Origin of the sequence: Collinsella aerofaciens (assembly GCF_039752775.1) — a bacterium.
GTDB classification, from domain to species: Bacteria; Actinomycetota; Coriobacteriia; order Coriobacteriales; family Coriobacteriaceae; genus Collinsella; species Collinsella aerofaciens_R.
This window is the reverse complement of sequence record NZ_JBDMGT010000034.1, coordinates 1-22,752: the sequence shown is the minus strand read 5'-3', so window position 1 is coordinate 22,752 and position 22,752 is coordinate 1. Positions and strand designations below refer to the sequence as shown.

Below are 22,752 nucleotides of genomic sequence, written 5' to 3'. Positions count from 1 at the left end.
GGCCGAGCTCGACCTGACGCCGGGACTCATCGAGAGGGCGCGCGCAGAGAGGGGCGATGCCCCGCTGGCCTAGCCTGAAGGCAAAACGGAATAGACTGACCGACCGTCCGGCTGAGTCTGGGAAGAGGTGCCGGGCGGAGGGCGGAGCATGGCCACCGGACCCATCGAAACACATCTCCACCGTTCCTTCAACTGGGAAAACGGCGCCCCCGGGGCCCGGATGGGGCCTCGGGGGCGTTCGGCTAGCTGCGGGAACGGCCTGTCCGCCTAATGTGTTCGGCTGAGATCGGAAATCAACCTAGCGGACTGCACTAAAGGCAAAAGAATGGACCCCATGACTCAAAGCCACGAGGTCCATATCCGTTTGCTTTATCTGAATACTTAGTAGCGCACGAAAATGTAGTTGTTGTTCATGCCGGCGGCAACGGAGCTGATGATAACACCCGTGTTGTAGTCGGAAGCATGAATCATCTGACCACCACCGATGTAAATGCCGGTGTGGTACGAGTTGACCACAACGTCACCGGGCTGCGGATCGGACACACGCGTCCAGCCCATAAAGGTGCCCGTGGTGCCCAGGCGGCAATAGCGACCAGTGAGGCAATAGCTAACAAAACCAGAGCAGTCGAAACTGTTCGGGCCAATTCCGCCCCAGGAATAGGCGCAACCAAGCTTGCTGTATGCACGCGAGACAACAGAACCGCCATCGACGGACTGGCTCGGAGCAGAAGGCGTCGGAGCCGGGGCAGGCGTGGAGGGCTGCGGTGTCGGAGCAGGTGCCGGCGTAGGAGCCGGAGTGTTGCCGCCCTGGTTGTTGTTATTGCTGGTCTGGCCACCGTTGTTGGTGTTCTCGGTCGCACCGGCAGTCTCGTTGCTCACCGTGGCCTTCTCGGCGGTACTGGCGTTGATGCCGGCCTGCAGCGCGGCGTTGGCCTCGGCCTCAGCGGCAAGCTCAGCCTGCAGCTGTGAATCCAGAGAGTTTACGACGTTCTGTGCTTCAGCCTGCTGGGCGTTAAGCTCGTCGACCTTCTTTTGCGTGGTGGCGACGTTCTTTTCCTGCTCGGCCTGCTTATCGGTGAGCTGCTGTTTGAGCTCCTTGACCTCTTGAATGGTCTGAGCCTGCTTATCGGAAACTTTGCCGTAGTAGAACAGACGGTTGAGCATATCGCTCAGGTCATCGACGCCCGTCAGAACCTGAAGCAGGCTCAGACCGCCGGTTTTGTACTCGCCGGCGACATAGGTCGAGAGCTTGGCCTGACCATCGGCGATCTCCTGCTGCTTTTGCGTGATCTCGCCAGCAGTCTGATCGAGCGCCTGCGTCTGCGTGGCGAGCTCATCGTAAATCTGCTGAGTTTGGGTACCGATCTGCTCGAGCTTCGTACGAGCAGCGGCAAGGTCGGATGCGGTATCGGCGTAGGCAGGAGCCGCGAGGCCCAAGCCCAAAACACAAGCGAGGGTTGCCGTAGCAGCGCAGCGTGCCATGTTTTTGTGCGTGTTTGCTGTGCGCATGTAGCTTCCTTTCCAGTAACTAAGGGTAACGGCTAGTCCACCGTCACCAGGCTAAAGAGCTCCACATCGTCATTAGACGGTGTGGAGCTCTTCGCGCGGGTTGAGAAACGCAAGCTCAAGGATACAACCGTAACCGACAAGCTTTGCGCCCATATCTCGCACCAGTTTACCTGTTGCCTCGACGGTTCCGCCCGTCGCGACCAAGTCGTCCAGAATCAACACGGTATCTTTAGAGCTGATAGCGTCGGCATGGATCTCAATTGAATCGGTGCCGTACTCGAGCTCGTAGCTCTGACTTACGGTCTCGCGCGGTAGCTTGCCAGGTTTACGTGCGGGAACAAAGCCGGCGCCAAGGGCTACAGCCACCGGTACGCCAACCATAAAGCCGCGAGCCTCGGGACCCACGACCTTGGTGATTCCCATGCCGGCAAAGTGCTCGGCGAGGGCATCGGTCATGGCTTTGAGCGCCTCGGGATTGCCAAAGAGCGGCGTGATGTCTTTAAAGATGACTCCGGGCTCGGGATAGTCGGGGATGTCGACGATTTGAGATTCGAAGTCGTACATTGCATGACCTTTCAATGGGTTGCCGGATAAGCGGCAGCTGTTATTTGCCCGCGGTGGCGGTGCCGGATTGCGAAGGGGTGACAACCTTGAGCGGCTTTACGAGGGAATCCTCGTGCGAAGCCGGCGCGCCTATCTCTTCGTTTTTGGCCTTGGTTGACTCGGAGCGAGTGATTTCCTCATCGAGTGCATCGATGTCGGCGTCCTCGACCACGGCGTTGAGCGACTCAAAAACGCGGTTCTTGAGCAGCGCGGTGTGCACGCCCTCCGTCAGGTCGTGAAGCTTCTTAAACGCACGCTCGAGCTTGGCGTCGCGCTCGTCATCGGAGGTGTCCATGCCGAGCATGCTCACGAGCACCTGCTCAAACATCGAGGACTCGCGGTTGGCGGAAGACACGTACTGACGCAGGTTGCGCGGCTCGATATGGAAGCGTGACAGCTCGGAGCAGTAGCGGATGATCGGGAAATCGCGACCATCGACGAGCTCACGATTTTGCGGACTCTTGATGATGCGAATGAGGTCGTTCTCGGCGAGCGAGCGGATAAACGAAATCTCGACGCCCAGCATATCGGGAATGGTCTCGATAGGATGCAGCTTTTGCTTAGTCTCCTTGGGCTCCGTCTTGAGCGGAACATCGGACAGCAAGCCCACCTCGTAAGCGAGCGTTGACAGGTCCGTGGCGTTTTCCAAGCGCTGCTTAATCACGTTGAGTGGCATATAGCGGGTCTTCTGCAGGTGCAGAATGACCTCCAGGCGATCAACGTCCTCCTTGGAGTACTGACGGTATCCCTTAGGCGTACGATGAGGGGTAATGAGCCCCTCATCCTCTAGAAATCTAATTTTTGAGTTCGAAAGATCGGGGTATGCGCCTCGAAGTAGGTTGACGACTTGGCCGATACTCAGATAGTTGCGTTCGGCCATGCCCTACTCACCGGTTTCGATGCGCTCCGGCGTGCTCTCGTGGTAGATGAGCGTAAACGTACCGATCTGGACGGAAGAACCGTCGTGCAGCGGGGCTGCATTGACGATGGCACCGTCGACCCAGGTGCCATTGAGCGAGCCCAAGTCCTCGATGCGAGCGCCGAGGCCCTCGCGAATAATGCGCGCGTGGCTGCGCGAAACGGTCATGTCATTGAGGAAGATGCCGTTCGCGGGATCGCGGCCAATGGTGGTCACGTCATCCTCGAGCTCAAAAGCGGCACCAGTCTGCGGACCCTTGACGATGGACAGAACGGGGGCGGTGATGCGCACGTTGGCCATGAGGTCGGGAACGGTGACGTCGCTTGAAGGCACGCGGAATACGCAGGTAGCGTCAGCAGTCTTATCATTCTGAGGCATATTGTTAACCATGTTGTCCATGACAACCCCTAACTTATCGCGGACGTGCCGCAAATAATGAACCGTACGTAATCATACCCCAACGAATCAGTCTTCGATTTCAGGGTTCAGAAAGTCGATGTCCTCGTCCTCGGGATGCGTGAGAGCCTGTTTAATGGCCGCTCCGCCCTTAATGGAGTAGATGACAGCGGTGAGCATGGAGAAGATCACGCCGCCGTACACAAAGAAGATGCCGAGGGGCATCGAGCTTCCGTTGAGGCCCGGGAAGGCCGTAAGGGCTGAAGGTAAAAGATGCAGGCCGTCAATAACGGGGAACCCGAGCAGCATGAGCGAGAAGCCGGTCATGAGCAGCGCTGTGGCAATCTTTCCGGGGAAGACAACATCGATGGGGCGACGGTGATAATGGCGCACGATAAGCGTGCCGATGCCCAGATAGATGTCGCGGCCAATAATGAGCACGCAGACCCAGATGGGCAGCTCTCCGCGGACCACCAGCCCCAAGACGCCGGTGAACAGCAGCGCACGGTCGCAAATGGGATCCATGACCTTGCCGAGCCATGAGACCGTCTTAGTCATGCGGGCGATCTGACCGTCCATCCAGTCGGTGGAGGCGGCAACGGCGTAGATAACGATGGCGATGACGCGGTTGTTGTCCGTCACAAACAGGTACAGAAATACCAGGGTGAGGATCAGGCGCGTAAAGGTGATGAAATTGGAGATCGTAAAGATCTTATTCGACGGGTAATCGGAAGTGCCGATAAGCTCCTTTTTGATCTTCTTTTTGATGCCCACAGGACTCCCCCGCTGGTTAACGACAAAACTTTCGATACTATACCCGTTCCGGCGATGTCTATCCAGCGTAAGCATAGAGAGTCCAGACATGTGGAGGGCGCTTTTAGGCGGCGGGGATTTCGCATTCGTGTACATCAGCCTCCAAACATGTCGAAAAATGTCGATTTTGGTGGCTGATGTACACGTTTTGATTCGGTGATTACATCGAGCGGGAACGTTGTTGCTTTAAGCAAAATAATCATGGTGATTAAAACAAAAAAGGTCAGGCACTAAGTGCCTGACCTGCAAACTTCTGGTCGGGACGACTGGATTCGAACCAGCGACCCCTTGACCCCCAGTCAAGTGCGCTACCAAGCTGCGCCACGTCCCGAAGCTTTTCTTTGTTGCTCTGCTCTCGCTCGCAACAGGGAGTATATTAACCCGAAACTTTGTCCTTGTGCAAGAACTTTTTTACAAATTTTGAAGCAAGTCCAAAATTGTATCTGCGAGCTGGGGTTTTGTTAGCACGGGAAGTTCTTGCGTGCCCGCTGTACTCACGATCCAGGCCTTGTTGGTATCGGTTCCAAAGCCCGAATCGGCGCGCGAGACATCGTTAGCGATAATGGCATCGCAACCCTTGCGGGCGAGCTTTCGCTGCGCGTACTCCACGACGTTATCGGTCTCGGCCGCAAAGCCGATCACGCACCGCTCTCCCTTTTGGCGCGAAAGCTCGGCCAAGATATCGACCGTCTCGACTAGTTCGATGCGATCCAGGCGTTCGTTGGCCTTTTTGAGCTTATGGTCGGCAGGGGATGCGGGGGTGTAGTCGGCGACGGCCGCCGCGCAAATGGCCGCATCGGCCGTCTGAAAGGCGCCCACTGCCGCCTGCAACATCTCTGCGGCGGTCTGTACGCGCAAGCACTCCACACCGCGAGGAACATCGAGCGATGTCGGCCCCAGCACAAGCGTGACCGCAGCACCGCGGCGAGCGGCCTCCCCCGCCAGAGCGATGCCCATCTTGCCCGACGACCGGTTGCCAATAAAGCGCACGGGGTCGATCGGCTCGTGCGTGGGGCCGGCGGTGATCACGATGCGCTTGCCCGCAAGATCCTGAGGTGCGGAGTTGAGCACCTGGCAGACGGCCTCGACGATGTCCTCGGGCTCGCTCATGCGTCCCGTGTCCACGTCGCCGCAGGCAAGGTAGCCGCTGCCGGGCCCCACCACATGGACGCGACGGTCGCGCAGCGTGGCCATGTTGGCCTGCGTCGCCGGCGCTTTCCACATGCCATTGTTCATGGCCGGCGCGATCACAATGGGTCGTGGCGTTGCCAGCAGCGTGGTGGAGATGAGGTCGTCGGCGATGCCGTTGGCCATCTTGGCGATGATATTGGCCGTCGCGGGCGCCACGACCACCAGATCGGGCTCCTGCGCCAGCGAAATGTGGTGGATGGGGTCGGAGGGGTCGTCGAATAGGCCCACGGCAACGGGCTCGTTGGTGAGCGCACGAAAGGTGAGCGGGCCCACAAACTCGGTGGCATGCTCGCTCATAGCGACCTTGACGCGCGCGCCACGCTTTTGCAACAGGCGCACGATGTTGCACGACTTATAGGCGGCGATCCCGCCGGTAATGCCCAGCAGGATCGTTTTTCCCTCAAGTTGCATTGAATTGTTGGATGCCGGCGTCATCGCTAGGCTTCCTTGCTCGGGAGCACCAGGAGGCGGTGGCAGTACGGGCAGTGCGTAATCTCGCTACCATCGTGGTTGAGGTCGCTCATGGACGATGCCTGCAGCGCGGTGTGGCAGACCGTGGGGATGTTGCCCTGGATGGTCTCGACGGCCAGGCCGCGGAACTGCTTGAGTAGACGCTCGTAGTCGGTGAGCACGTCGGCCGGCAGCGTGGCGGCAAGCGCGGTGCGCTCCTTAGTGGCGGCGTCAATCTGAGCCTGCAGGTCGGCAGCCTTGGCGCGGGCAGCCTTGGTATCGGCCTTCACGCCCTCCTCGAACTTGGAGATGATTGCCTGCGCGCGGGCCTCGCGGTCGAGCGCCTCCTTATGGGCGACAACGACGTCCTTGCGGGTGTGCTCAATCTTGTCCAGACGCTTGGCCAGGGTGGCGAGTTCATTCTCCAGGTCCTGAACCTCGCGGTAGTCGGAGCCGTCGACATGGCGCTTCTTGGCAGCCTCGATGGCGTTGTTGGTCTGAATCTCGGTGGTGTTGAGATCGTCGAGCTCAATGTCCAGATCCTTGCGCTGGGCGTAGAGCTTGGTCATCTCAGACTTGAGCTTCACATAGGTCTTGCGCTTGGAAGCGAGCTCCTTGAGCTCCGGCATATTGGCAAGTTCGCTCTTGTTGCGGGCGAGCTCCAAATCGATCTGTTGCAGCTTGAGTAGCGTAGCGCCGGCGCTCATAAGTTCTCTCCTTTTGTCACAGTCCACCATTGGCAAGGGTTCAGTATTTTAATCGCATGACGGGGGTCGACCCCGGCGTCAACTGCAGAGTTCATCAATATATCAACGAACGGCTCCTCGGAGCGGTCGTGGCCGAGCAAGATCGTCGGCAGCCCGCGCAAGGCAAGGTCTTGCGCCACGTGGTAGCCCGCTTCGCCCGTCACGACAACGTCCGCGCCCGCGGCGATGGCGAGCTCTCCAAAGTCGCCCAGGGAGCCGCCCAAAATGGCGACGGTGCGGCACGGGCGATCGGCTTCGCCCCACACACGAGGGTCGCTGCCAAATGTCGTTGCGGCACGGGCGGCGAGGTCACGCAGGCTGCAGGGGTCGTCGAGGGTCGCGAGTGCACCCAGGCCGGTGAGTTCAGGCTCGTCCACATGTTCCAGCGAGCTCATGGGCTCAGCGTCCAGCAGCTCGCTCAGGCAGGTGCGCGCCTCGTGTGAGCGGTCCAGATTGGTATGGAGCGAAATGATGCTCACGCCGCAACGCGCTGCCTCGTAGAGCGCCGCGCTGCATTGGGGGCGCGTGGCATCCGCCGGACAAAAGGCCTCGGGTGCCTTGATGTATATAGGATGATGCGTCAGCAGCACGTTGGCGCCGGCTTCTTGTGCGCGGCGAACATTAGCCTCGGTCGCATCGAGCGCGCAGACAACGCCGGTAATCTCCACGGCAGGGTCGCCCACGGATAAGCCTACGTGGTCCCAGGGCTCGGCATCCGCCTTGGGATAGCGCGCAAACAGGGCGCGCTCGAGCTCGGCGACGATCATGCGCCGCCTACGATCGAGAGCAGCGTCTGGGCAACCTCGTCCAGATCGCCTGGATTCACGCGGTCATCGAAGGAGATGCGCAGTGCGCCTAGCGCCTGCTCGCGACCAATGCCCATGGCGCTGAGCACGTGGCTCGGGTCCATGCTGCCGCTCGAGCAAGCCGATCCGGCCGAAACCTCAAAGCCAGCGGCATCGAGCTTAACGATGAGTTCCTCGGAGTCCATGCCGTCGACGTAGATTGAAACCATACCCGGCAGACGATCGGCCTGTGCGTAGTCGCCCATGGTGGCATGAATACGCGGATGGGCCGTAAGCGCGGCGTAGAGCTTGTCGGACAGGGCCTGCAGCGTCGCACGCTCCTGGGCCACGCGGGGCGCCAACGTGTGGGCGGCAGCGGCAAAAGCCAACTGCGTGCGCAGATCCTGCGTACCGGCACGACGGCCGGCTTCCTGTCCACCGCCAAAGATGCGCGGACGCAGCGGCGTGCGGGTCTTAACGTAAAGCGCGCCGGATGCCACAGGACCGCCAATCTTGTGGGCGGCGACGGACATGGCATCGACGCCCAACTCGGCGGCATCGAGCGGAATGTGCAGATACCCCTGGATGGCATCGGTGTGGAACAGGGCGCCCACGGTATGCGCGACCGCGGCAAGCTCGCGGATGGGCTGCACCACGCCGGTCTCGTTGTTGGCGACCATAATGCTCACGAGCGCCACGTCGTCGCCTAGCAGCTCGACAAGCGTGGTAGGCTCAATGTAGCCCGCGCGGCAGGGCTGCACCAGGTCGACGGTAAAGCCGGCGGCACGCAGCAGCGGCAGGTTATCCAGAATCGAATCGTGCTCGATCGCCGACACGATCACGCGGTCGCGCTTGCGATCGCGCTGACGAGCACCCTCGGCAAGTCCGAGGAGCGCCAGCTGGTTTGCTTCGGTACCGCCGTTGGTCAAGATAACCTCGGACGGACGGACGCGCGCGCCAAAGCTGCGGGCAATCTCGCGACGCGCCATTTCTAGGCGCGCAGCGGCCTTGCGGCCGAGCGAATGCAGCGAGTTGGGGTTGACGCCGGCAAGCTCGCTGTCGTCGTACTCGCGCTGCGCAAGGAGCGCCTCGGCGCGCATGGGCGTCGAGGCGGCATAGTCAAGATTCACGGGTATGCGGTTTTGACCTGCGGTCATAAGGGTTTATGCCTCCTGTGCAGCCTCGTTGCCCAGCTTCTGCAGCAGCGCAACCTCGGCGGCGGGATCTTCGGACTTAAATACGGCAGAACCGGCCACCAGGACATTTGCGCCGGCCTTGACGACCTCGGCGATGTTTTTGGAAGAGATGCCGCCGTCGACCTCGATCATGGGCGACACGCCGTGGCGCTCACACATGGCTTTGAGTTCGTGGAGCTTATGCAGAGTGCCCGGGATAAAGCTCTGGCCGCCAAAGCCCGGGTTCACGCTCATGAGCAGCACCATATCGACGACGTCGATGATGCTCTCGAGTACGCACACGGGGGTGGCGGGGTTGAGCACCACGCCAGCCTTGACGCCGCGCTGCTGCAGATGGGTGAGCGTGCGGTGCAGGTGCGTGGAAGCTTCGTAGTGCACGGTGATCATGTCGGCACCGGCGTCGGCATACCAATCGACTGTCTCGTCGGGGTTCGACACCATGAGGTGCGCGTCGACCGGTACATCGGTGGAGCGCTTGACGGCCTTAAGGATGTCGACGCCAAAGGTGAGGTTGCCGGTAAAGTGACCGTCCATAACGTCGAAGTGCACGTAGTCGGCACCGGCGATCTTGTCGAGTTCGCCCTTGAGGTTGGCCATGTCGGCCGAAAGGACGGACGGAGCGATTTTGATGGAACCCATGGTAGTAGCCTTTCTGCGCTAATCGGTGAGTCCGTAGAACTCTTGGGAGGGTACGCGGTCGGTAAGAATCTCGAGCGCCCTATCCAAAGTAACACCGTTGTAGAGCGTTTGCTCCACGGCAAAGGTGAGCGGAATGTCTACGCCCAGTGAACGGGCAAGCTCGCTCACGCTGCGGGCCGCGACGGCGCCCTCGACCACCATATGCGTGCGCGTCTGATACTCGTCGAGCGACACGCCGTGGGCAAACTCGTAGCCAAAGGTGCGGTTGCGCGAATGCTCCGAGGTGCAGGTGGCAATGAGGTCACCCATGCCGGCAAGTCCCATGCAGGTCATAGCTTGACCGCCGCGGGCATGCACCAGACGGCTAATCTCGGCCAGGCCGCGCGTCATGATGAGGGCGAGCGTGTTGTCGCCGGCACCGGTGCCGGCGGAGATGCCGCACACGATGGCGATAACGTTTTTCATGGCGCCGCAGACCTCGACACCGGTCATGTCCTGCGACAGGTAGATGCGGAAGGCCGTGGATAGGAGCAGGTTCTTAAAGGTCTCCCCTACCTGCGCGTCTTTGCTGGCGATGACGGCGGCAGAAAGTCCGCCGCGGCAGATCTCCTCGGCATGGTTGGGGCCCGAAAGCGCCGCGACACGTGCCTCGTTGCCGATCTCATTGGCGATGACCTCGCTCATGAGCAGGCCAGACTCGGGCTCAATACCCTTGGTGAGGCAGAGCACCGGGGTATCGGCGGCGATAAAGGGCGCTGCCCGATGGCACACGTCGCGCAAGTGCGTGGAGGGCACGGCAAAGATGATCGCATCGGCACCGTCGAGCGCCTGGGCGAGTTCGGTCGTTGCTACCACGTTGTTCGGCAGCTCGTAGCCCACAAGGTAGCGGGGGTTGCGGTGCTCACCGTTAATGCCGGCGGCCGTCTGCTCGCTATGGGCCCACATGGTCACGCGCACGGCTCGCGCGGCGGCAAGGCCGGCGACGGCGGTTCCCCACGAGCCAGAGCCAATCAGCGCAACATTCATGACTCTCTCCTACTTATCGTCGGGCTCGGTGACGCGCTTGGTAAACGAGAGCTTGGACTCCTTACCTGTCATGAGCTTTTTGATGTTCGTACGATGGGCCCACACCACAGTAATGCCGATCAGCGCCATGCAAAACTTAAGTCCGAGGCTGCTGTACGGAAAGACCGCGCAGGCAGCGATGGGAAGACCGATGGCCGCGGCAAGCGAGCCCACCGACACAAACTTGGTGATGGCGACGGCCACGATAAACATGCCCAGCAGCGAAAGTCCGATGGGCCAGTACCAGGCGAGGATGACGCCCAGACCAACTGCGATGCCCTTGCCGCCATGGAAGTTGAGGTAGGGCGAGAAGATATGGCCCCACACGGCTGCCAGGCAGATGACGCCGAGCATCCAGTCGCCGGCGGCACCGGGGGCCATAATGCTCACGGGGAAGCCATAGCCCAAGTCGGCAATGAGCGGACGCGCGATAAGGACGCAGATGGCGCCCTTAAGGCAGTCTAGCAGCAGCGTGAGCGCGGCCACTTTGGGGCCGGCCACGCGCAGGGCGTTGGTGGTGCCGATGTTGCCGGAGCCCGCCTTACGAATGTCCGTGTGGTTGAACACGCGGCCCAGGATCAGACCAAACGGAATCGCCCCGATAAAGAACGAGACCACGGCGCAGATGGCGGTCAGAAGAATCGGATTATGCATCCTTTTGCTCCTTCTTCCTAAAGAAGAGTCGAATGGGCGTGCCGGCAAAGTCGAAGGTCGAGCGCATGCGGTTCTCTACGTAGCGCTGGTAGGTGTCGTTGACCAGGTCGCTGTGGTTGACGAAGAACGTGAACGTCGGCGGGTTGACGCCCGTCTGGGTCACGTAGTGCATACGCAGGCGGCGCTTGCCGTCCACCACGGTATGACCGAACTCGCGCAGGTCGGTGAGGAACGTGTTGAGGCGTGAGGTGCTGATCTTCTGCGAGCGCGTCTTCTCGGCAGCGTCTACCATTGCCCAGATCTTCTCGACGCTGCGGCCAGTGAGGGCAGAGATGCGCAGGTACTGGGCCCAGGGAGCCATGACGCCCAGACGGCGGTCGATGGTCTCCATGCAGGCCTCGCGCTTACGGTCGTCGTCGAGCAGGTCCCACTTGTTGAGCAGCACCACGATGGCGCAACCGCGCTCGATGGCAAGGCCCATGACCTTCTGGTCCTGCTCGGTAACGCCCACGGAGGCGTCAACGACGAGCAGCGCCACGTCGGCGCGGTCGATGGCGCGCAGGCCGCGGACCATCGAGTAGTACTCGATGTTCTCGTACACGGTGCTCTTCTTACGGATGCCCGCAGTGTCGACCATGCGGTAGTGCTTGCCGTTGCGCTCGACGACCGTGTCGATGGCGTCGCGCGTGGTTCCGGCAATGTTGGACACGATGGAGCGGTCGGCGCCCAGGATGCGGTTGAACAGCGAGGACTTACCGGCGTTGGGGCGGCCGATGATGGCGACGTTCAGCGCGTCGGGGAACTCATCGGCGACCTCGTCCTCTTCCTCGGGAAGCAGGGCCACGATGTCGTCGAGCAGGTCGCCCGTGCCATGACCGTGCAGGGCCGAGAGCGGCGTGGGCTCACCGATGCCGAGCGAATAGAACTCCCAGATGCTGTCGTTCTCGCGATCGGGGTTGTCGAGCTTGTTTACCAGCAGAAAGACCGGCTTGTCGCAGCGCTTGAGCATGCGGGCGACCGACTCGTCCTCCTCGGTGACGCCGGTGCGGCCGTCGACCACAAACAGGATGACGGCGGCTTCCTCGGCGGCGGCGAGCGCCTGGTCGCGGATGGACGTGGCAAAGACGTCATCGCTCTTGAGCGGCTCGATGCCGCCCGTGTCGACGATGGTGAACTCGCGGCCGTTCCAATCGGCCGTGTGATACGAGCGGTCGCGCGTGACACCGCGTGACTCGTGGACGATGGCGTCCGAGGTCTGGGCCAGGCGGTTAACGAGCGTGGACTTGCCCACGTTGGGGCGTCCGACGACGGCGACGATAGGTTTCATCTGCTCTCCTTTAATGGGTAGGGTCAGTGGAAGTGTTAGAGTCGGCAGGCACAATGCCAAGGATGTGCTCCAGGGTATCGAGCAGCTCATGCGGCATGGTCGACACCACATGAACCTCGGCGCCGCGACTGGTAAGGCTTGCGAGTAAATCGTCACGATGATACTCGTCAAGCGTCATGCCGTCAGCGTTGAACATGAGCTTAGGCACAAAGAGCATAACCCCAGAGAGATCCTGCGGCAGCTGCTCCAGAATGTCACACGCGACGATGAGGCCGGTCACGTCCACGTTGCCGCCAAAGTAGCGGTTCTTGATGGCTGTGACGGTGCCGGCGAGACCATGCGGCGACTCCACAAAGCGCGCCACGGTGTCGCGAGCGCTGGCGCCGGAGAGGCACAGAAGGCGCTGGTTGCGCTCGGCGATTGCCTCGCGAACTCGGCGCAGGCGCTCGGCATCGGCGGCGAGCACGTTGTCGGTCTCGTCCAGATAGGAGCGGATCATACCGATGCCGTCGTAGTACTGCGGGTAGCCGTCGTAAAAGTCCGCCTCGGGTGGCTCGATGCCGGCATCCAAGTAGAACTCGTCGCTCATCTGGAAGGTGTGGCGGCCAAAGCGCTCGAAGGCACGGTCCTGGAACGGTCGGATCATGGCAATGGTCTCGCGCGCTAGCTCGGGCTTGTCGCTGTAGGACCAGCTAAAACGGTTCTGATGCTTGGTAAAACCGAGCGGCACAATGCCCAGACTGGTGATTTGCTCGTGCTCCTCGCAAAAGCGCAGGGTCTTTTCCAGCTCCTCGCCGTCGTTCATGCCGGGACACAGCACAATCTGGGCGTGGATCTCGATGCCGGCTGCCATGATGGCCTCGAGCACGTCCATGCCGCGCTGGGCGTTGCGGCCCATCATGCGGCGGCGGACGTCGGGGCTCACGGCGTGGACCGACACGTTCATGGGGCTCATGTTGCGTTGGATGACGTTTTGCACATCTTCGTCGGTGAGGTTGGTCAGCGTGACGAAGTTGCCCTGCAAAAAGCTTAGGCGGTAGTCATCATCGCGGATGTAGAGCGTGGAGCGTCCGCCCTTGGGCAGCATGGTCATAAAGCAGAACACGCAGGCGTTCACGCAGGTACGCATGCCATCGAAGATGGGGCCATCGAACTCCAGACCCCAGTCCTCGCCGGGAAAGCGATCAAGCTCAACGGGGGTGACGGTGCCGTCGCGCGGATCGAAAACCTCCAGCTCGACGGTGTCGTCGTCGGCCTCCCAGAGCCACACGATCATATCGGTCAGCTGTTCGCCGTTGACCGTGAGCACGCGCATGCCCGGCTCGATACCCACATCCCATGCGGGCGATTCGGGACGCACACTCTTTACAAGCGCGCCATCACCCGGCTCGGGGTCGCGGCTGCGCCCGTAATCGGCCACCTCGGCGGCGTATGCGGGTACGGTCTGGTCCATGATTAGCGGCAAAGCTCCTTGATGCGCTCGACGGCGCGCTCGATGTGTTCTTGCGGGGTGGAGGCTCCGGCTGTGATGCCGATGTGGTGAGCGTCGGTAAACCACGCGGCCTGTAGCTCGGAAGCTTCCTCGATATGATGTGTGCGCTCGCAAACATCGGCGCAAATCTGCGCCAGGCGGCGGGTGTTGCCCGAGTTTTTACCGCCCACCACGACCATGCAGTCGCAGCGGTTGGCAAGTGCGGCTGCTGCCTGCTGTCGCTCGCTCGTGGCGGCGCAGATGGTGTTGATCACACGCAGCTCCTGCACGCGCGGGGTGATGGAGGCTACAACCTCGGCCAGGTTCTGCGCGGTTTGGGTGGTCTGCACAACCAGGCCTACCTTGCCTTTGAGCGGCAGCGCGTCCGCATCGGCGGCGCAACTCACGACCTGCGCGTCATCGCCGGCATGGCCCAGGATGCCCTCAACCTCGGGATGGCCCGGCTCGCCCACGACGAGCACGCGATAGCCCTCGCGCACCAGGCGCTCGGCGGCCACGTGGACCTTCTTGACGTAGGGGCAGGTAGCAACGACCACGTCGAGGCCGCGCTCGCGAGCTGCCTCAATCACCTGCGGCACCACACCGTGCGCGCGAATGATCACGGTGCCCGATGCGGCATCGTCCAGGGTGTCGGCCAGACCGACGCCTGCCTCGGCAAGCTCGCGCACCACGATGGGGTTATGGATGAGCGGACCCAGGGTGTGGACCTGAGCGGTCTCCCCCGCCTGCGGGGCGGCCGCCAGGGCCATATCGAGCGCGCGCTGCACGCCGTAGCAGGTGCCGGCGTGGGCAGCGATTTCGATGGTTGGGGCGTCTGCCTTGCCGGACACAGCCTTGGCAGTATTCATGACATCCTCGCCCATGGCTAGAACCTACCCGGGTGCTCGGCGCACAGTTCATCGCGCATGGCGTAGACGCGACTCATGGCTTCGGACTCAAACCATGCCAGGCGCTCCTTGCGCTTTAGCTCGGCCGGAGCGTCGGAAAGCGAGATGGCCTTGCCGGCACGGATCCAGCACTTTTTGGGGCGCATGAGCTTTTTGCCCTTAGGCGTAATGTCGGACCAGCCACAAATGGCGAGCGGGTTGACGGGCGCCTTGCCCATCTGGGCGATGAGCGCGAAGCCGCCGTGGACCTCGGGCTTGATCTCGCGCGAGCGGATGCGCGTGCCCTCGGGGAAGATCAAGACGTCCTCGCCGCGCTGCAGCGCATGCTGGGCGGCGCGCAGGCACTTCATGTCGGCGGTGCCGCGCTCGACGGGAATGCCACCCACGCGGCTAAAGGCCCAGCGCACGATCTTGGACTTGGCAAACTCAGACTTAAAGATGGGGCGAATGCGGCGGCCGCCAAAGAACAGCGCCGTCTCTACGGCCAGGAGCTCGGCCATTGAGGTGTGGTTGCAGATGACCACGCTGCCGCGGCCTTCCTGGCGCTCAAATAACAGATCGGCGTCCTCGACCTTCCAGCGCCACATGAGCTTGGAGAAAGCCCAAAGGATTGCCATGACCACGAAGACGGTGCCGCGGATGAGCGCGGGGAACTCGGCATAGGGGGCGTTGTAGTAATCCTCGGGCGTCTGCTTAAACAGGCGCATGGGTTACCTCCTTTGGTTGATGAGGTCCTCGATAATGCGGACGACCTCATCGATGGTGTGGGCGGTGGAGTCGACGTGCACCGCGTCCTCGGCGGGCACGAGCGGCGCGACCTCGCGGCTGCTATCGAGCTTATCGCGCTGCTTGAGGGCGTCGAGGGTCTCGTCGACCTCGGTCTCGAGCTGTGCGTCGCTGAGCGGCTGGGCGTCGTTTTGGTGGCGCTGCAGCACGCGGCGACGGGCGCGCTCGCGCGGGTCGGCGGTCAGGAAGACTTTGACCTGCGCGTTGGGGAACACGACGGTGCCGATGTCACGACCCTCGGCCACGATATCGCGGTCCTCGGCGGCGCGGCGCTGATGGATGAGCATGGCCGCGCGCACGCCCGGGTAGGCCGAGACCTTGGACACGTTGGCGTCCACCTGCGGGGTGCGGATGGCAGCCGAGGCGTCCTGGCCGTCGATGGTCAGACGCGTGTCCTCGCCGGTGCCGTTAGTAAAGCGAATCTCGATCTGCTCGGCGAGGGCATCAATGGCAGCCTCGTCGTCCAGATCGATGCCGCGGTCGAGTGCGGCGAAGGTGACGGCGCGATACATGGCACCCGTGTCGAGCTTGTTAAAGCCCAGCTGGCGGGCAATCTCCTTGGCGATGGTGGACTTGCCGGAACCGGCGGGGCCGTCGATGGCGACGATCATGCAATGCTTCCTTTCGGTGGTTGACGTGCTGGTATGGGACGCGGACGCTGCGGCTCGGCGGGTTGCCTAGCTCGTGTAGCGCTCGCGGTAGGTGTTGCGCCTGGGCGCGGAGCCGTGGCTGCCGTGGTGACGCGTGCGGCTGGCGGGCGTGTCTTGGGGCTTGCCGCCGTTGCGCTTGGAGCTCGCCTGCTTGGGCGGGATGCCGCCGCCTTTGATGATCTGCACCTCGCGGTCGGTGAGCTCGCGCCACGAGCCCTTGGCCACGCCCTCGAGCTCCAGGCCGGCAAAGTTGCAGCGGTGCAGACGGATCACCGGGTGGTGGATCTTGCTCAGCATGCGTTTGACTTGATTCTTGCGGCCCTCGCGGATGATGACCTCGACGGCAGTGGTGCCGGGCTTGACGCCTTGCGGCGCCACTGCCTCGGCCTCGCGCGCGTTAATGACACGGCAGATTGCCGGCTGGCACAGGCCGTCGTCGAGCTCGATGCCACGGCGGAGCGGTTCTAGATCGCGGTCGGTCAGTTGCCCGTCCACGAGTGCCTGGTAGGTCTTATAGACATGCTTGCTGGGGTGCAGCAGGTCCTGCGACAGGTCGCCGTCGGTGGTAAAGAGTAAAAGGCCCGTGGTGTCGCGGTCCAGGCGACCCACCGGGAAAAGTCCCGGAAAGCGGTCGCGCGGGACCAGATCAGCCACGCAAGGGCGCTCCTGCGGGTCGCTCATGGTGGTGAGGTAGCCGGTCGGCTTGTAGAGCATCAGGTACACGGCGCCCTGGTTGAGCTTGACGGGCATGCCGTCGACCTCAATATGATCGCGGTCGACATCGACTTTGGTGCCCAGCTCGGTCGCGACCTGGCCGTTGACGGTCACGCGGCCAGCGGTCATCAGGTCCTCTGAGCCGCGGCGGCTCGCCACGCCCGCGCGTGCCAAAAAACGCTGCAGGCGCATGGTGTGCGGATAGACGGGCTGGGCGTCGGTTGCGGGTACTGCGTTGCCCATGGCGCGCGTCTCCCCTACTTCGTTAGTCCTCGTCATGCAATTCCTCCGAGGTCTCGTCGACGACCAGGGTCTCCAAGTCCTCGACCGCCTCAACATCTTCAACATCGGTATCGAGCAGTTCGCGCTCTTCGTCCAGGTCCTCGGCCTGCTCCTCGAGCGTGGACTGAATGCTGCGGCCGCTCAGGCGCTCACGGATAAACTGGCGCGACTGCTCGTCGGGGGCAAACTGCTCCAGATCGGGCAGGTCGCGGGTGGAGCGCAGACCGAACTTTTCCAAGAAGGCGTTGGTCGTGCCGTAAATGATGGCCTGACCGCGCTGGGGGTCACGGCCGAGCTCGCGCACCAGACCCTTGTCCACGAGCGACGCGATGACGCCGTCGGAGTTGACGCCGCGGATGCCCTTGACCACCTCGCGCGTTACGGGCTGGTGGTATGCGATGACGGCCAGGGTTTCGAGCGCCGCCTGGGACAGCTTTTGCGTGTCCCAGCTCAACACATAGGCCTCGACCACGTCGTGGTAGGCGGGGTGCGTGAACAGGCGCCAGCCGCCGGCGACCTCGCGCAGCTGAAAGCCGCGGTTGGCCTCCTCGTACTCAACCTTGAGCTCGGCGAGCAGCGACGCGCATTCGCCGGGGGCGATATCGAGCGCACCGGCCAGCGCGGGCGCACTCACCGGGTCGCTCGACACCAGCAGCAGCGCCTCGAGGGCGCCTTTGAGGCTGTTTGCCTCCAGCGTGGAAAGGGTTGACATGGTTGCGGCTCCTATTCGGTGAGCTCGGGGCCCTCGCCGGGCACATAGGCCTCGGCGCCCTCGACGCGGTTGATGCGGATGGTTCCAAAGATCTCGTCCTGGCTCAGCGTGAGCGAGCCGCGCTTGGCGAGCTCAAGCATAGCTAGGAAGGTGACGACGAGCTGCTCGGTAGTGGCATCGCCGTCCAGTAGCTCGCGGAAGGTGCAGGTTTGGTGCGCCATGGTAAAGCGGTCGACCGAGGCCACCGTCAGGTCGAGCGGCACGCGATGCGGTGCCACGTGCTCGGCCTCCAGCAGGAAGGTCTGGCGCTTGCCGTCCAGGTCGGCGCAGATGACGGCGAGGCCGCGCAGGGTGATGCCGGCCAGGTAGTCGGGCATGAGGCCCAAGAACTCGGGGTCGGGGCCGGCCACACGCGGGTGCATGCGGCTTTCGGCCTGCATGCGGGCACCGAGGGCCGCAGCCGCGCCTTTAAACTGTTTGTAGGCAATCAGGCGTTGGATCAGGACCTCGCGCAAGGCGTCGCCGTCGAGCGTGCTGAGCTCCTCGAGGTCTTCGTCGAACTCGTCATCGTCGTCATCGGCTTTGCGCGGGGCCTCCTGCGGCACCAGAGAGGCAGCCTTGATGTCCAAAAGGGTTGCCGCGACCAGCAAAAAGTCGCTCGCCACGTCAAGGTCCAGCGCCTCGATGCGCTCGGCCTCGGCAAGGTACTGCTCGGCCACCTCGCTGATGGAGATGGCGCCGATATCTACTTTTTGGCGGGTTACCAGCTGCAGCAGCAGGTCGAACGGTCCGCTGTAGACCTGCGTCGACACGCGATACGACATCTTCGACCTCCTTTGACGGCGCCTTCGCGGCGCGGTTTGGGTGCATGTTGCGACCGTTTTGCACGGTCGACCTGTAAGTTTACCTTAGATGCCGGCGATTGCGAAGTTGAGCAGCAGCTCAGCGAGCGGATACACGGTAACGTCGAAATAGCGGCCGATTACGTCGATGCCGGTCCACGTAGGCAGCAGGTACAGCACCAGGATGAGGATGGGCATAGCGTATTGCTGCAGATGGTAGTAGTTGTTGAGCGCCTTGCCCTTGAGGAAGGGCACGATGATCGACGAGCCATCGAGCGGCGGGATCGGGATGAGGTTGAAGAACGCGAGTGACAGGTTGACCACGATAAAGGTGGCGCCGAAGTTCATGATCTGTGACGCCAGGGCAAAGGACATGCTGGTGTAGAGGCTGCCATATGCCAGGCGCATGAGGACCGCGGCAAGACACGCGAGCGCGATGTTCGATGCGGGGCCGGCAACGCTCACCAGGACCTCGTCGCGCTTGGGGTGCTTGAGGTTGTTGAGGTAGACGGGCACGGGCTTGGCGAAGGCGAACACCGGGCCGCCGGCGGCAAGCATGAGCAGCGGCAAGATGATGGTGCCAAACGGGTCGATATGGTTGAGCGGGTTAAGCGACACGCGGCCGCGTGATCGGGCCGTCTTATCACCGAGTGCCCAGGCCGCAGCGGCGTGCGCACTCTCGTGGATCACGATGCCGACGATGACGGCGACGGCGCTCGCGAGCAGGTTCATGATGTAGCTGCTGGACATGGTGCTCCCCTAGCGGACGCGGCGCGAGGCGCGAGCGAGTAGGTAGTCGGCCACAAACAGGATGACGGCCACGATGGCGTAATCCAGGCGGAATACGCCGCCAAAGGGCGAGGTGATGACGCCGTAGCCGGCGATGGCGCTCGGCAGCGCGCGCGAAAGCTCAACGACAAAGCCCACGATCTGCAGCTTGGCGGTGAGGCCGCTAAAGCACAACAACACAGTCATCGCACTCATAAAAATGCCGCAGATGCGACAGGCGATGGCGATGATGCTCATCGCCACGGCAGCGGCCTTACGAGAGTTCACGCGCGGTCTCCTCTTCGATCTGGGCGGAAAGCTCCAGCCATTCGTCCTCGAGCTTGGGCAGCTCTTGCTTAAGGCCGTTATATTCCCCCAGCGCGGCATTGAACTTGACCTGATCGGCATAAAGCTCTTCGCTGGCCATCAATTCCATAAGCTCGTCATAGCGGGCGCGCTTTTTGTCGAGCTCCGCCTCGATCTTCTTGAGCTGGTTGCGCACACCCTTGAGCTTTTTGTTGAGCGCGGCGCGGGCTTGGGCCTCGGCGCGCTTCTGCTCCTTGGTCTTTTTGCCCTCGGTAGGCTTGGAAGCGGCGGCGGGCGCATCGGGCTGGGCCGCGGTGACTTTGGCGGACTTGGCCGTGGCCGGCGCACTCTCCCCTGCTGCCTCGGCAGCGGCGCGGGCCGCGAGGTCCTCGCGCTTGTAGAGGTAGTAGTCGTAGTCGCCGTCGTAGACCGTGACCTTGCCATCGCGGATGTCAATGATGCGGTTGGCAACGGCGCGCACCAGGTGCTCGTCGTGGCTGATCAGCACGATGGTGCCGGGGAAGTTTTGCAGGGCGTTTTCGAGCATGTCCACCGAGTCGATGTCCAGGTGGTTGGTGGGTTCGTCCAGGCACAGGAGCGCCTCGGGGGCCACGAGCATCTTGGCCAGTGCCAGACGCGCTTTTTCGCCGCCAGAGAGGACGCGGACCTGCTTTTCGATGGAATCGTTGTCGCTAAATAGGAAGGCGCCCAGCAGGCTGCGCTGCTGCGGCACGGTCCACTTGGGCGTGACGGTGTCGATCTCTTGCAGGACGGTGTTGGACTCGGTCATGCCTTCGAGCGCGTGCTGGGCATAGTAGGCGACGCCGACGTTGGTGCCCAGGTCGCGCGTGCCGGTGGTGGGTGGCTCCAGGCCGGCGAGGATCTTCATGAGCGTGGACTTGCCGGCGCCGTTGGGGCCGACGAGCGCCACATGCTCGCCGCGGTAGAGCTTGAGGTCGATGTCACTGTAGATGTGCTTGTCGCCGTATGACTTGGAGACGCCCTCGAGGCCCACGACCATATCGCCCGAGCGCGGCGGGTCGGGGAACTTAAAGTCGATATGCTTGTGGCCCTCGGGCAGGATGACGAGCTCCTTTTTGATCTGCTCGATTTTGCGGATGCGCTCCTGGGCCTGGGCTGCCTTGGTGGGCTTGTAGCGGAACTTATCGACGAAGACCTGCATGTGGGCGATGTCGCGCTCCTGGGCGGCGCGCTTGGCGCGCATCTGCTCCAGGTTGTCCTCGCGCTGCTTGAGGTAGCTGCTGTAGTTGCCGGTGTAGGTGGTTACGCGACGGTTTTCGAGTGCGGCGACGTGGTCGACGCAGGCGTCCATGAAGGCGCGGTCGTGGCTGACGATGAGGACGGCGCCGTCGTAGTTGGCAATAAAGCCGCGCAGCCACTGGACGCTCTCGAGGTCCAGATGGTTAGTGGGTTCGTCCAGAAGCAGCAGGTCGGGGTGACGCAGGAAGAGCTTGGCAAGTGCGATACGCATCTGCCAGCCGCCGGAGAACTCGGAGCACGGGCGCTCAAAGTCGGTGACCTTAAAGCCCAGGCCGGACAGGATCTTGCGCGCGTTGCTCTCGAGCTCGTAGCCGCCCAGATGCTCAAAGCGGTCCTGGACCTGGCCGTACTCGTTGAGGAGGGCGTCGACGTCCTTGCCCTGCTCGGAGAGCTCGGTGATCTGGGCCTGCAGCTCGTTGGCGCGCTCGCCCATGCGGCGGATTTCCTTGGCAGCGGCCATGACCTCGGCAAGGATGGTGGTGTCCTTTTGCTCCAGGTTGGTTTCCTGCTCTAGGTAGCCCACCTGGCAGTCCTTGGCGTACTGGACCTGGCCGGCGTCGGGGCTGTCGATGCCCATGATGATCTTGAGCATGGTGGTTTTGCCGGCGCCGTTGGGTCCCACGAGCGCAAAGCGCTCGCCGGGGTTGATCTGGAAGGACGCGCCGCTAAAGAGGACGCGCGCGCCGAAGCTTTTTTCGATCTTGTCGACCAGGAGGATCATGGTGCCGCCTTTGACCTTGTGTGCCAATATGAAAAAAGGCCCCAACTTGCGTTGGAGCCTCATTCAATGCTCGGGTGGAGACGAGGGGGATCGAACCCCTGACCTCTTGACTGCCAGTCAAGCGCTCTCCCAGCTGAGCTACGCCCCCGTGCGAAAAAGTACTATACGGGAACTCCCCCGCCGATGCAAGGACAATTTTGGAAAAACTTTCCGGAGGCGCGGGCGCCGCTGGGACGAGAGCGCGGCACGGACTCGAGGGCAAGGGACCCGCGATGCCGGATCCGGCCCGCGGGGCGCGCCCAGGGCATCTCGGGTTCCGCCGCTCGCCGGTTTTCGCTTCCGCCCCACGGGCCGCCATCCGCCCAACGACCATCCCGCCGGCGCCGGGACCATTATCGGGGCCAATCGCGCTCCCGCCGACCCGGCGATTTTAAAACCATGCCGGTTTACGGGGCCAGGCCGGGAACCCCCGAGCATGCCGTAATCGGTAAAATCAAAACCGCAGGTAGACGACTTGCGCATTCAGCGAAATGCAGGGTATGGACGGCCGGTCCAGGTCCAGCCCCGTAATCCGGCATAGTTTTGAAATGGTTCTTGTCAATCAGCATTAACTATTGCGTGGATTTGACCGAAAACGTTTATCAAGACAATTTCGCAGGCATGTGGAGTGGGAACTTTAGCTAAAAGAAGCCGGGCTATTTGCCCGGCTTCTTGATTCTCTGGTGGGCCCTCCGGGATTCGAACCCAGAACCCAGGGATTATGAGTCCCCTGCGCTAACCGTTGCGCCAAGAGCCCTTATAAAATGGCGCGTGCAATAGAGGCCAATAGAACAGGCCACCCATCTTGAACCACGTCGTGAAATACTACCATGCGATCGATGCTCATTCAACGCACGATCTTTCTCGTGGTCTTCGAGCGAAGTAGTATTTGACTGATATGAAAGACGATATGAGAAAGCCATTTGGGTCGCCTCCCCCGCGGCGCAGCTTCTTTCCGCGGGCTCGGGATGCCACAATG

Annotated in this window: 23 protein-coding genes and 3 tRNA genes; all 26 read right to left on the bottom strand. The window is 62.2% G+C overall.

From position 1 onward, the window contains the following. Nucleotides 1-381: 381 nt before the first annotated feature. Entirely contained in the window at nt 382-1,509 is a 1,128-nt protein-coding gene (locus tag ABHR63_RS08655; protein ID WP_138374201.1) for a coiled-coil domain-containing protein, read from the bottom strand. 72 nt (nt 1,510-1,581) lie between these two features. Continuing rightward, entirely contained in the window at nt 1,582-2,073 is a 492-nt protein-coding gene (locus ABHR63_RS08650; protein WP_346965971.1) for an adenine phosphoribosyltransferase, read from the bottom strand. Nucleotides 2,074-2,113: 40 nt separating this feature from the next. Further along, the gene (gene ftsR / locus ABHR63_RS08645) at nt 2,114-2,992 is read right to left on the bottom strand and encodes a transcriptional regulator FtsR (RefSeq protein ID WP_138112611.1); all 879 of its coding nucleotides are present in this window, start codon (nt 2,990-2,992) and stop codon (nt 2,114-2,116) included. Between the two features lie 3 nt (nt 2,993-2,995). Next, entirely contained in the window at nt 2,996-3,430 is a 435-nt protein-coding gene (locus tag ABHR63_RS08640) for an FHA domain-containing protein (protein ID WP_006236002.1), read from the bottom strand. Nucleotides 3,431-3,496: 66 nt separating this feature from the next. After that, nucleotides 3,497-4,201, bottom strand: a complete 705-nt coding sequence (locus ABHR63_RS08635) for a CDP-alcohol phosphatidyltransferase family protein (RefSeq protein ID WP_138374202.1) — start codon at nt 4,199-4,201, stop codon at nt 3,497-3,499. Between the two features lie 293 nt (nt 4,202-4,494). Continuing rightward, nucleotides 4,495-4,571: transfer RNA gene (locus tag ABHR63_RS08630), tRNA-Pro, on the bottom strand. 80 nt (nt 4,572-4,651) lie between these two features. Beyond that, on the bottom strand, nt 4,652-5,866 hold the full coding sequence (gene coaBC, locus ABHR63_RS08625) for a bifunctional phosphopantothenoylcysteine decarboxylase/phosphopantothenate--cysteine ligase CoaBC (RefSeq protein ID WP_346965353.1): 1,215 nt from the start codon (nt 5,864-5,866) through the stop codon (nt 4,652-4,654). A 2-nt stretch (nt 5,867-5,868) separates the two neighbouring features. Beyond that, nucleotides 5,869-6,588 (bottom strand): zinc ribbon domain-containing protein, encoded by a 720-nt coding sequence (locus ABHR63_RS08620; protein WP_346965352.1) that lies wholly within the window; start codon nt 6,586-6,588, stop codon nt 5,869-5,871. Continuing rightward, a complete protein-coding gene (locus ABHR63_RS08615) occupies nt 6,585-7,394 on the bottom strand; it encodes a Nif3-like dinuclear metal center hexameric protein (protein WP_346965351.1) in 810 nt (269 codons plus the stop codon). The genes ABHR63_RS08620 and ABHR63_RS08615 overlap by 4 nt, the downstream gene beginning before the upstream one ends. Continuing rightward, entirely contained in the window at nt 7,391-8,569 is a 1,179-nt protein-coding gene (locus ABHR63_RS08610; protein ID WP_346965350.1) for a cysteine desulfurase family protein, read from the bottom strand. Before ABHR63_RS08610 ends, ABHR63_RS08615 begins: the two co-directional genes overlap by 4 nt. 6 nt (nt 8,570-8,575) lie before the next feature. Then, nucleotides 8,576-9,247: a ribulose-phosphate 3-epimerase gene (gene rpe / locus ABHR63_RS08605; RefSeq protein ID WP_346965349.1), complete on the bottom strand. Its 672-nt coding sequence runs from the start codon at nt 9,245-9,247 to the stop codon at nt 8,576-8,578. Nucleotides 9,248-9,265: 18 nt separating this feature from the next. Beyond that, nucleotides 9,266-10,273, bottom strand: a complete 1,008-nt coding sequence (locus tag ABHR63_RS08600) for an NAD(P)H-dependent glycerol-3-phosphate dehydrogenase (RefSeq protein ID WP_320677973.1) — start codon at nt 10,271-10,273, stop codon at nt 9,266-9,268. 9 nt (nt 10,274-10,282) lie between these two features. Continuing rightward, nucleotides 10,283-10,966, bottom strand: coding sequence for a glycerol-3-phosphate 1-O-acyltransferase PlsY (gene plsY / locus ABHR63_RS08595; RefSeq protein WP_055309919.1), 684 nt, complete (start codon nt 10,964-10,966; stop codon nt 10,283-10,285). Then, nucleotides 10,959-12,293 carry a ribosome biogenesis GTPase Der gene (der, locus tag ABHR63_RS08590; RefSeq protein ID WP_006236029.1) on the bottom strand — a complete coding sequence of 445 codons (1,335 nt, stop codon included), beginning with the start codon at nt 12,291-12,293 and terminating at the stop codon, nt 10,959-10,961. The genes plsY and der overlap by 8 nt, the downstream gene beginning before the upstream one ends. A gap of 10 nt (nt 12,294-12,303) precedes the next feature. Next, nucleotides 12,304-13,746: a DUF512 domain-containing protein gene (locus tag ABHR63_RS08585; RefSeq protein ID WP_346964071.1), complete on the bottom strand. Its 1,443-nt coding sequence runs from the start codon at nt 13,744-13,746 to the stop codon at nt 12,304-12,306. Nucleotides 13,747-13,748: 2 nt separating this feature from the next. Further along, entirely contained in the window at nt 13,749-14,633 is an 885-nt protein-coding gene (ispH, locus tag ABHR63_RS08580) for a 4-hydroxy-3-methylbut-2-enyl diphosphate reductase (protein WP_346965348.1), read from the bottom strand. A 17-nt stretch (nt 14,634-14,650) separates the two neighbouring features. After that, nucleotides 14,651-15,379, bottom strand: a complete 729-nt coding sequence (locus ABHR63_RS08575) for a lysophospholipid acyltransferase family protein (protein ID WP_195625310.1) — start codon at nt 15,377-15,379, stop codon at nt 14,651-14,653. A 3-nt stretch (nt 15,380-15,382) separates the two neighbouring features. Then, complete coding sequence (cmk, locus tag ABHR63_RS08570) at nt 15,383-16,069, bottom strand: (d)CMP kinase (RefSeq protein ID WP_195625309.1); 687 nt, start codon at nt 16,067-16,069, stop codon at nt 15,383-15,385. A 66-nt stretch (nt 16,070-16,135) separates the two neighbouring features. Continuing rightward, a complete protein-coding gene (locus ABHR63_RS08565; protein ID WP_195625308.1) occupies nt 16,136-17,101 on the bottom strand; it encodes a pseudouridine synthase in 966 nt (321 codons plus the stop codon). Beyond that, on the bottom strand, nt 17,088-17,816 hold the full coding sequence (gene scpB, locus ABHR63_RS08560; RefSeq protein WP_346964070.1) for an SMC-Scp complex subunit ScpB: 729 nt from the start codon (nt 17,814-17,816) through the stop codon (nt 17,088-17,090). Before scpB ends, ABHR63_RS08565 begins: the two co-directional genes overlap by 14 nt. Before the next feature lie 11 nt (nt 17,817-17,827). Further along, the gene (locus ABHR63_RS08555) at nt 17,828-18,640 is read right to left on the bottom strand and encodes a segregation and condensation protein A (RefSeq protein WP_316365597.1); all 813 of its coding nucleotides are present in this window, start codon (nt 18,638-18,640) and stop codon (nt 17,828-17,830) included. Between the two features lie 84 nt (nt 18,641-18,724). Continuing rightward, nucleotides 18,725-19,408, bottom strand: a complete 684-nt coding sequence (locus ABHR63_RS08550) for a site-2 protease family protein (RefSeq protein ID WP_148346669.1) — start codon at nt 19,406-19,408, stop codon at nt 18,725-18,727. 9 nt (nt 19,409-19,417) lie between these two features. Next, nucleotides 19,418-19,714 (bottom strand): hypothetical protein, encoded by a 297-nt coding sequence (locus ABHR63_RS08545; protein ID WP_238057677.1) that lies wholly within the window; start codon nt 19,712-19,714, stop codon nt 19,418-19,420. Beyond that, a complete protein-coding gene (locus ABHR63_RS08540) occupies nt 19,701-21,734 on the bottom strand; it encodes an ABC-F family ATP-binding cassette domain-containing protein (protein WP_346965347.1) in 2,034 nt (677 codons plus the stop codon). The genes ABHR63_RS08545 and ABHR63_RS08540 overlap by 14 nt, the downstream gene beginning before the upstream one ends. 75 nt (nt 21,735-21,809) lie before the next feature. Next, a tRNA-Ala gene (locus tag ABHR63_RS08535) sits at nt 21,810-21,882 on the bottom strand. 572 nt (nt 21,883-22,454) lie between these two features. Next, nucleotides 22,455-22,530, bottom strand: a tRNA-Ile gene (locus ABHR63_RS08530). Between the last annotated feature and the right edge of the window lie 222 nt (nt 22,531-22,752).

Coding starts and splice junctions, on each gene's coding strand:
- ABHR63_RS08620 (WP_346965352.1), bottom strand. CDS start 6,588: ATGAGCGCCGGCGCTACGCTACTCAAGCTGCAACAGATCGATTTGGAG.
- ABHR63_RS08585 (WP_346964071.1), bottom strand. CDS start 13,746: ATGGACCAGACCGTACCCGCATACGCCGCCGAGGTGGCCGATTACGGG.
- ABHR63_RS08650 (WP_346965971.1), bottom strand. CDS start 2,073: ATGTACGACTTCGAATCTCAAATCGTCGACATCCCCGACTATCCCGAG.
- der (WP_006236029.1), bottom strand. CDS start 12,293: ATGAAACCTATCGTCGCCGTCGTCGGACGCCCCAACGTGGGCAAGTCC.
- ABHR63_RS08610 (WP_346965350.1), bottom strand. CDS start 8,569: ATGACCGCAGGTCAAAACCGCATACCCGTGAATCTTGACTATGCCGCC.
- ABHR63_RS08655 (WP_138374201.1), bottom strand. CDS start 1,509: ATGCGCACAGCAAACACGCACAAAAACATGGCACGCTGCGCTGCTACG.
- plsY (WP_055309919.1), bottom strand. CDS start 10,966: ATGCATAATCCGATTCTTCTGACCGCCATCTGCGCCGTGGTCTCGTTC.
- ABHR63_RS08555 (WP_316365597.1), bottom strand. CDS start 18,640: ATGTCGTATCGCGTGTCGACGCAGGTCTACAGCGGACCGTTCGACCTG.
- ABHR63_RS08565 (WP_195625308.1), bottom strand. CDS start 17,101: ATGACGAGGACTAACGAAGTAGGGGAGACGCGCGCCATGGGCAACGCA.
- rpe (WP_346965349.1), bottom strand. CDS start 9,247: ATGGGTTCCATCAAAATCGCTCCGTCCGTCCTTTCGGCCGACATGGCC.
- ABHR63_RS08550 (WP_148346669.1), bottom strand. CDS start 19,408: ATGTCCAGCAGCTACATCATGAACCTGCTCGCGAGCGCCGTCGCCGTC.
- ftsR (WP_138112611.1), bottom strand. CDS start 2,992: ATGGCCGAACGCAACTATCTGAGTATCGGCCAAGTCGTCAACCTACTT.
- ABHR63_RS08540 (WP_346965347.1), bottom strand. CDS start 21,734: ATGATCCTCCTGGTCGACAAGATCGAAAAAAGCTTCGGCGCGCGCGTC.
- cmk (WP_195625309.1), bottom strand. CDS start 16,069: ATGATCGTCGCCATCGACGGCCCCGCCGGTTCCGGCAAGTCCACCATC.
- ABHR63_RS08615 (WP_346965351.1), bottom strand. CDS start 7,394: ATGATCGTCGCCGAGCTCGAGCGCGCCCTGTTTGCGCGCTATCCCAAG.
- ABHR63_RS08575 (WP_195625310.1), bottom strand. CDS start 15,379: ATGCGCCTGTTTAAGCAGACGCCCGAGGATTACTACAACGCCCCCTAT.
- scpB (WP_346964070.1), bottom strand. CDS start 17,816: ATGTCAACCCTTTCCACGCTGGAGGCAAACAGCCTCAAAGGCGCCCTC.
- ABHR63_RS08600 (WP_320677973.1), bottom strand. CDS start 10,273: ATGAATGTTGCGCTGATTGGCTCTGGCTCGTGGGGAACCGCCGTCGCC.
- ispH (WP_346965348.1), bottom strand. CDS start 14,633: ATGAATACTGCCAAGGCTGTGTCCGGCAAGGCAGACGCCCCAACCATC.
- coaBC (WP_346965353.1), bottom strand. CDS start 5,866: ATGACGCCGGCATCCAACAATTCAATGCAACTTGAGGGAAAAACGATC.
- ABHR63_RS08640 (WP_006236002.1), bottom strand. CDS start 3,430: ATGGACAACATGGTTAACAATATGCCTCAGAATGATAAGACTGCTGAC.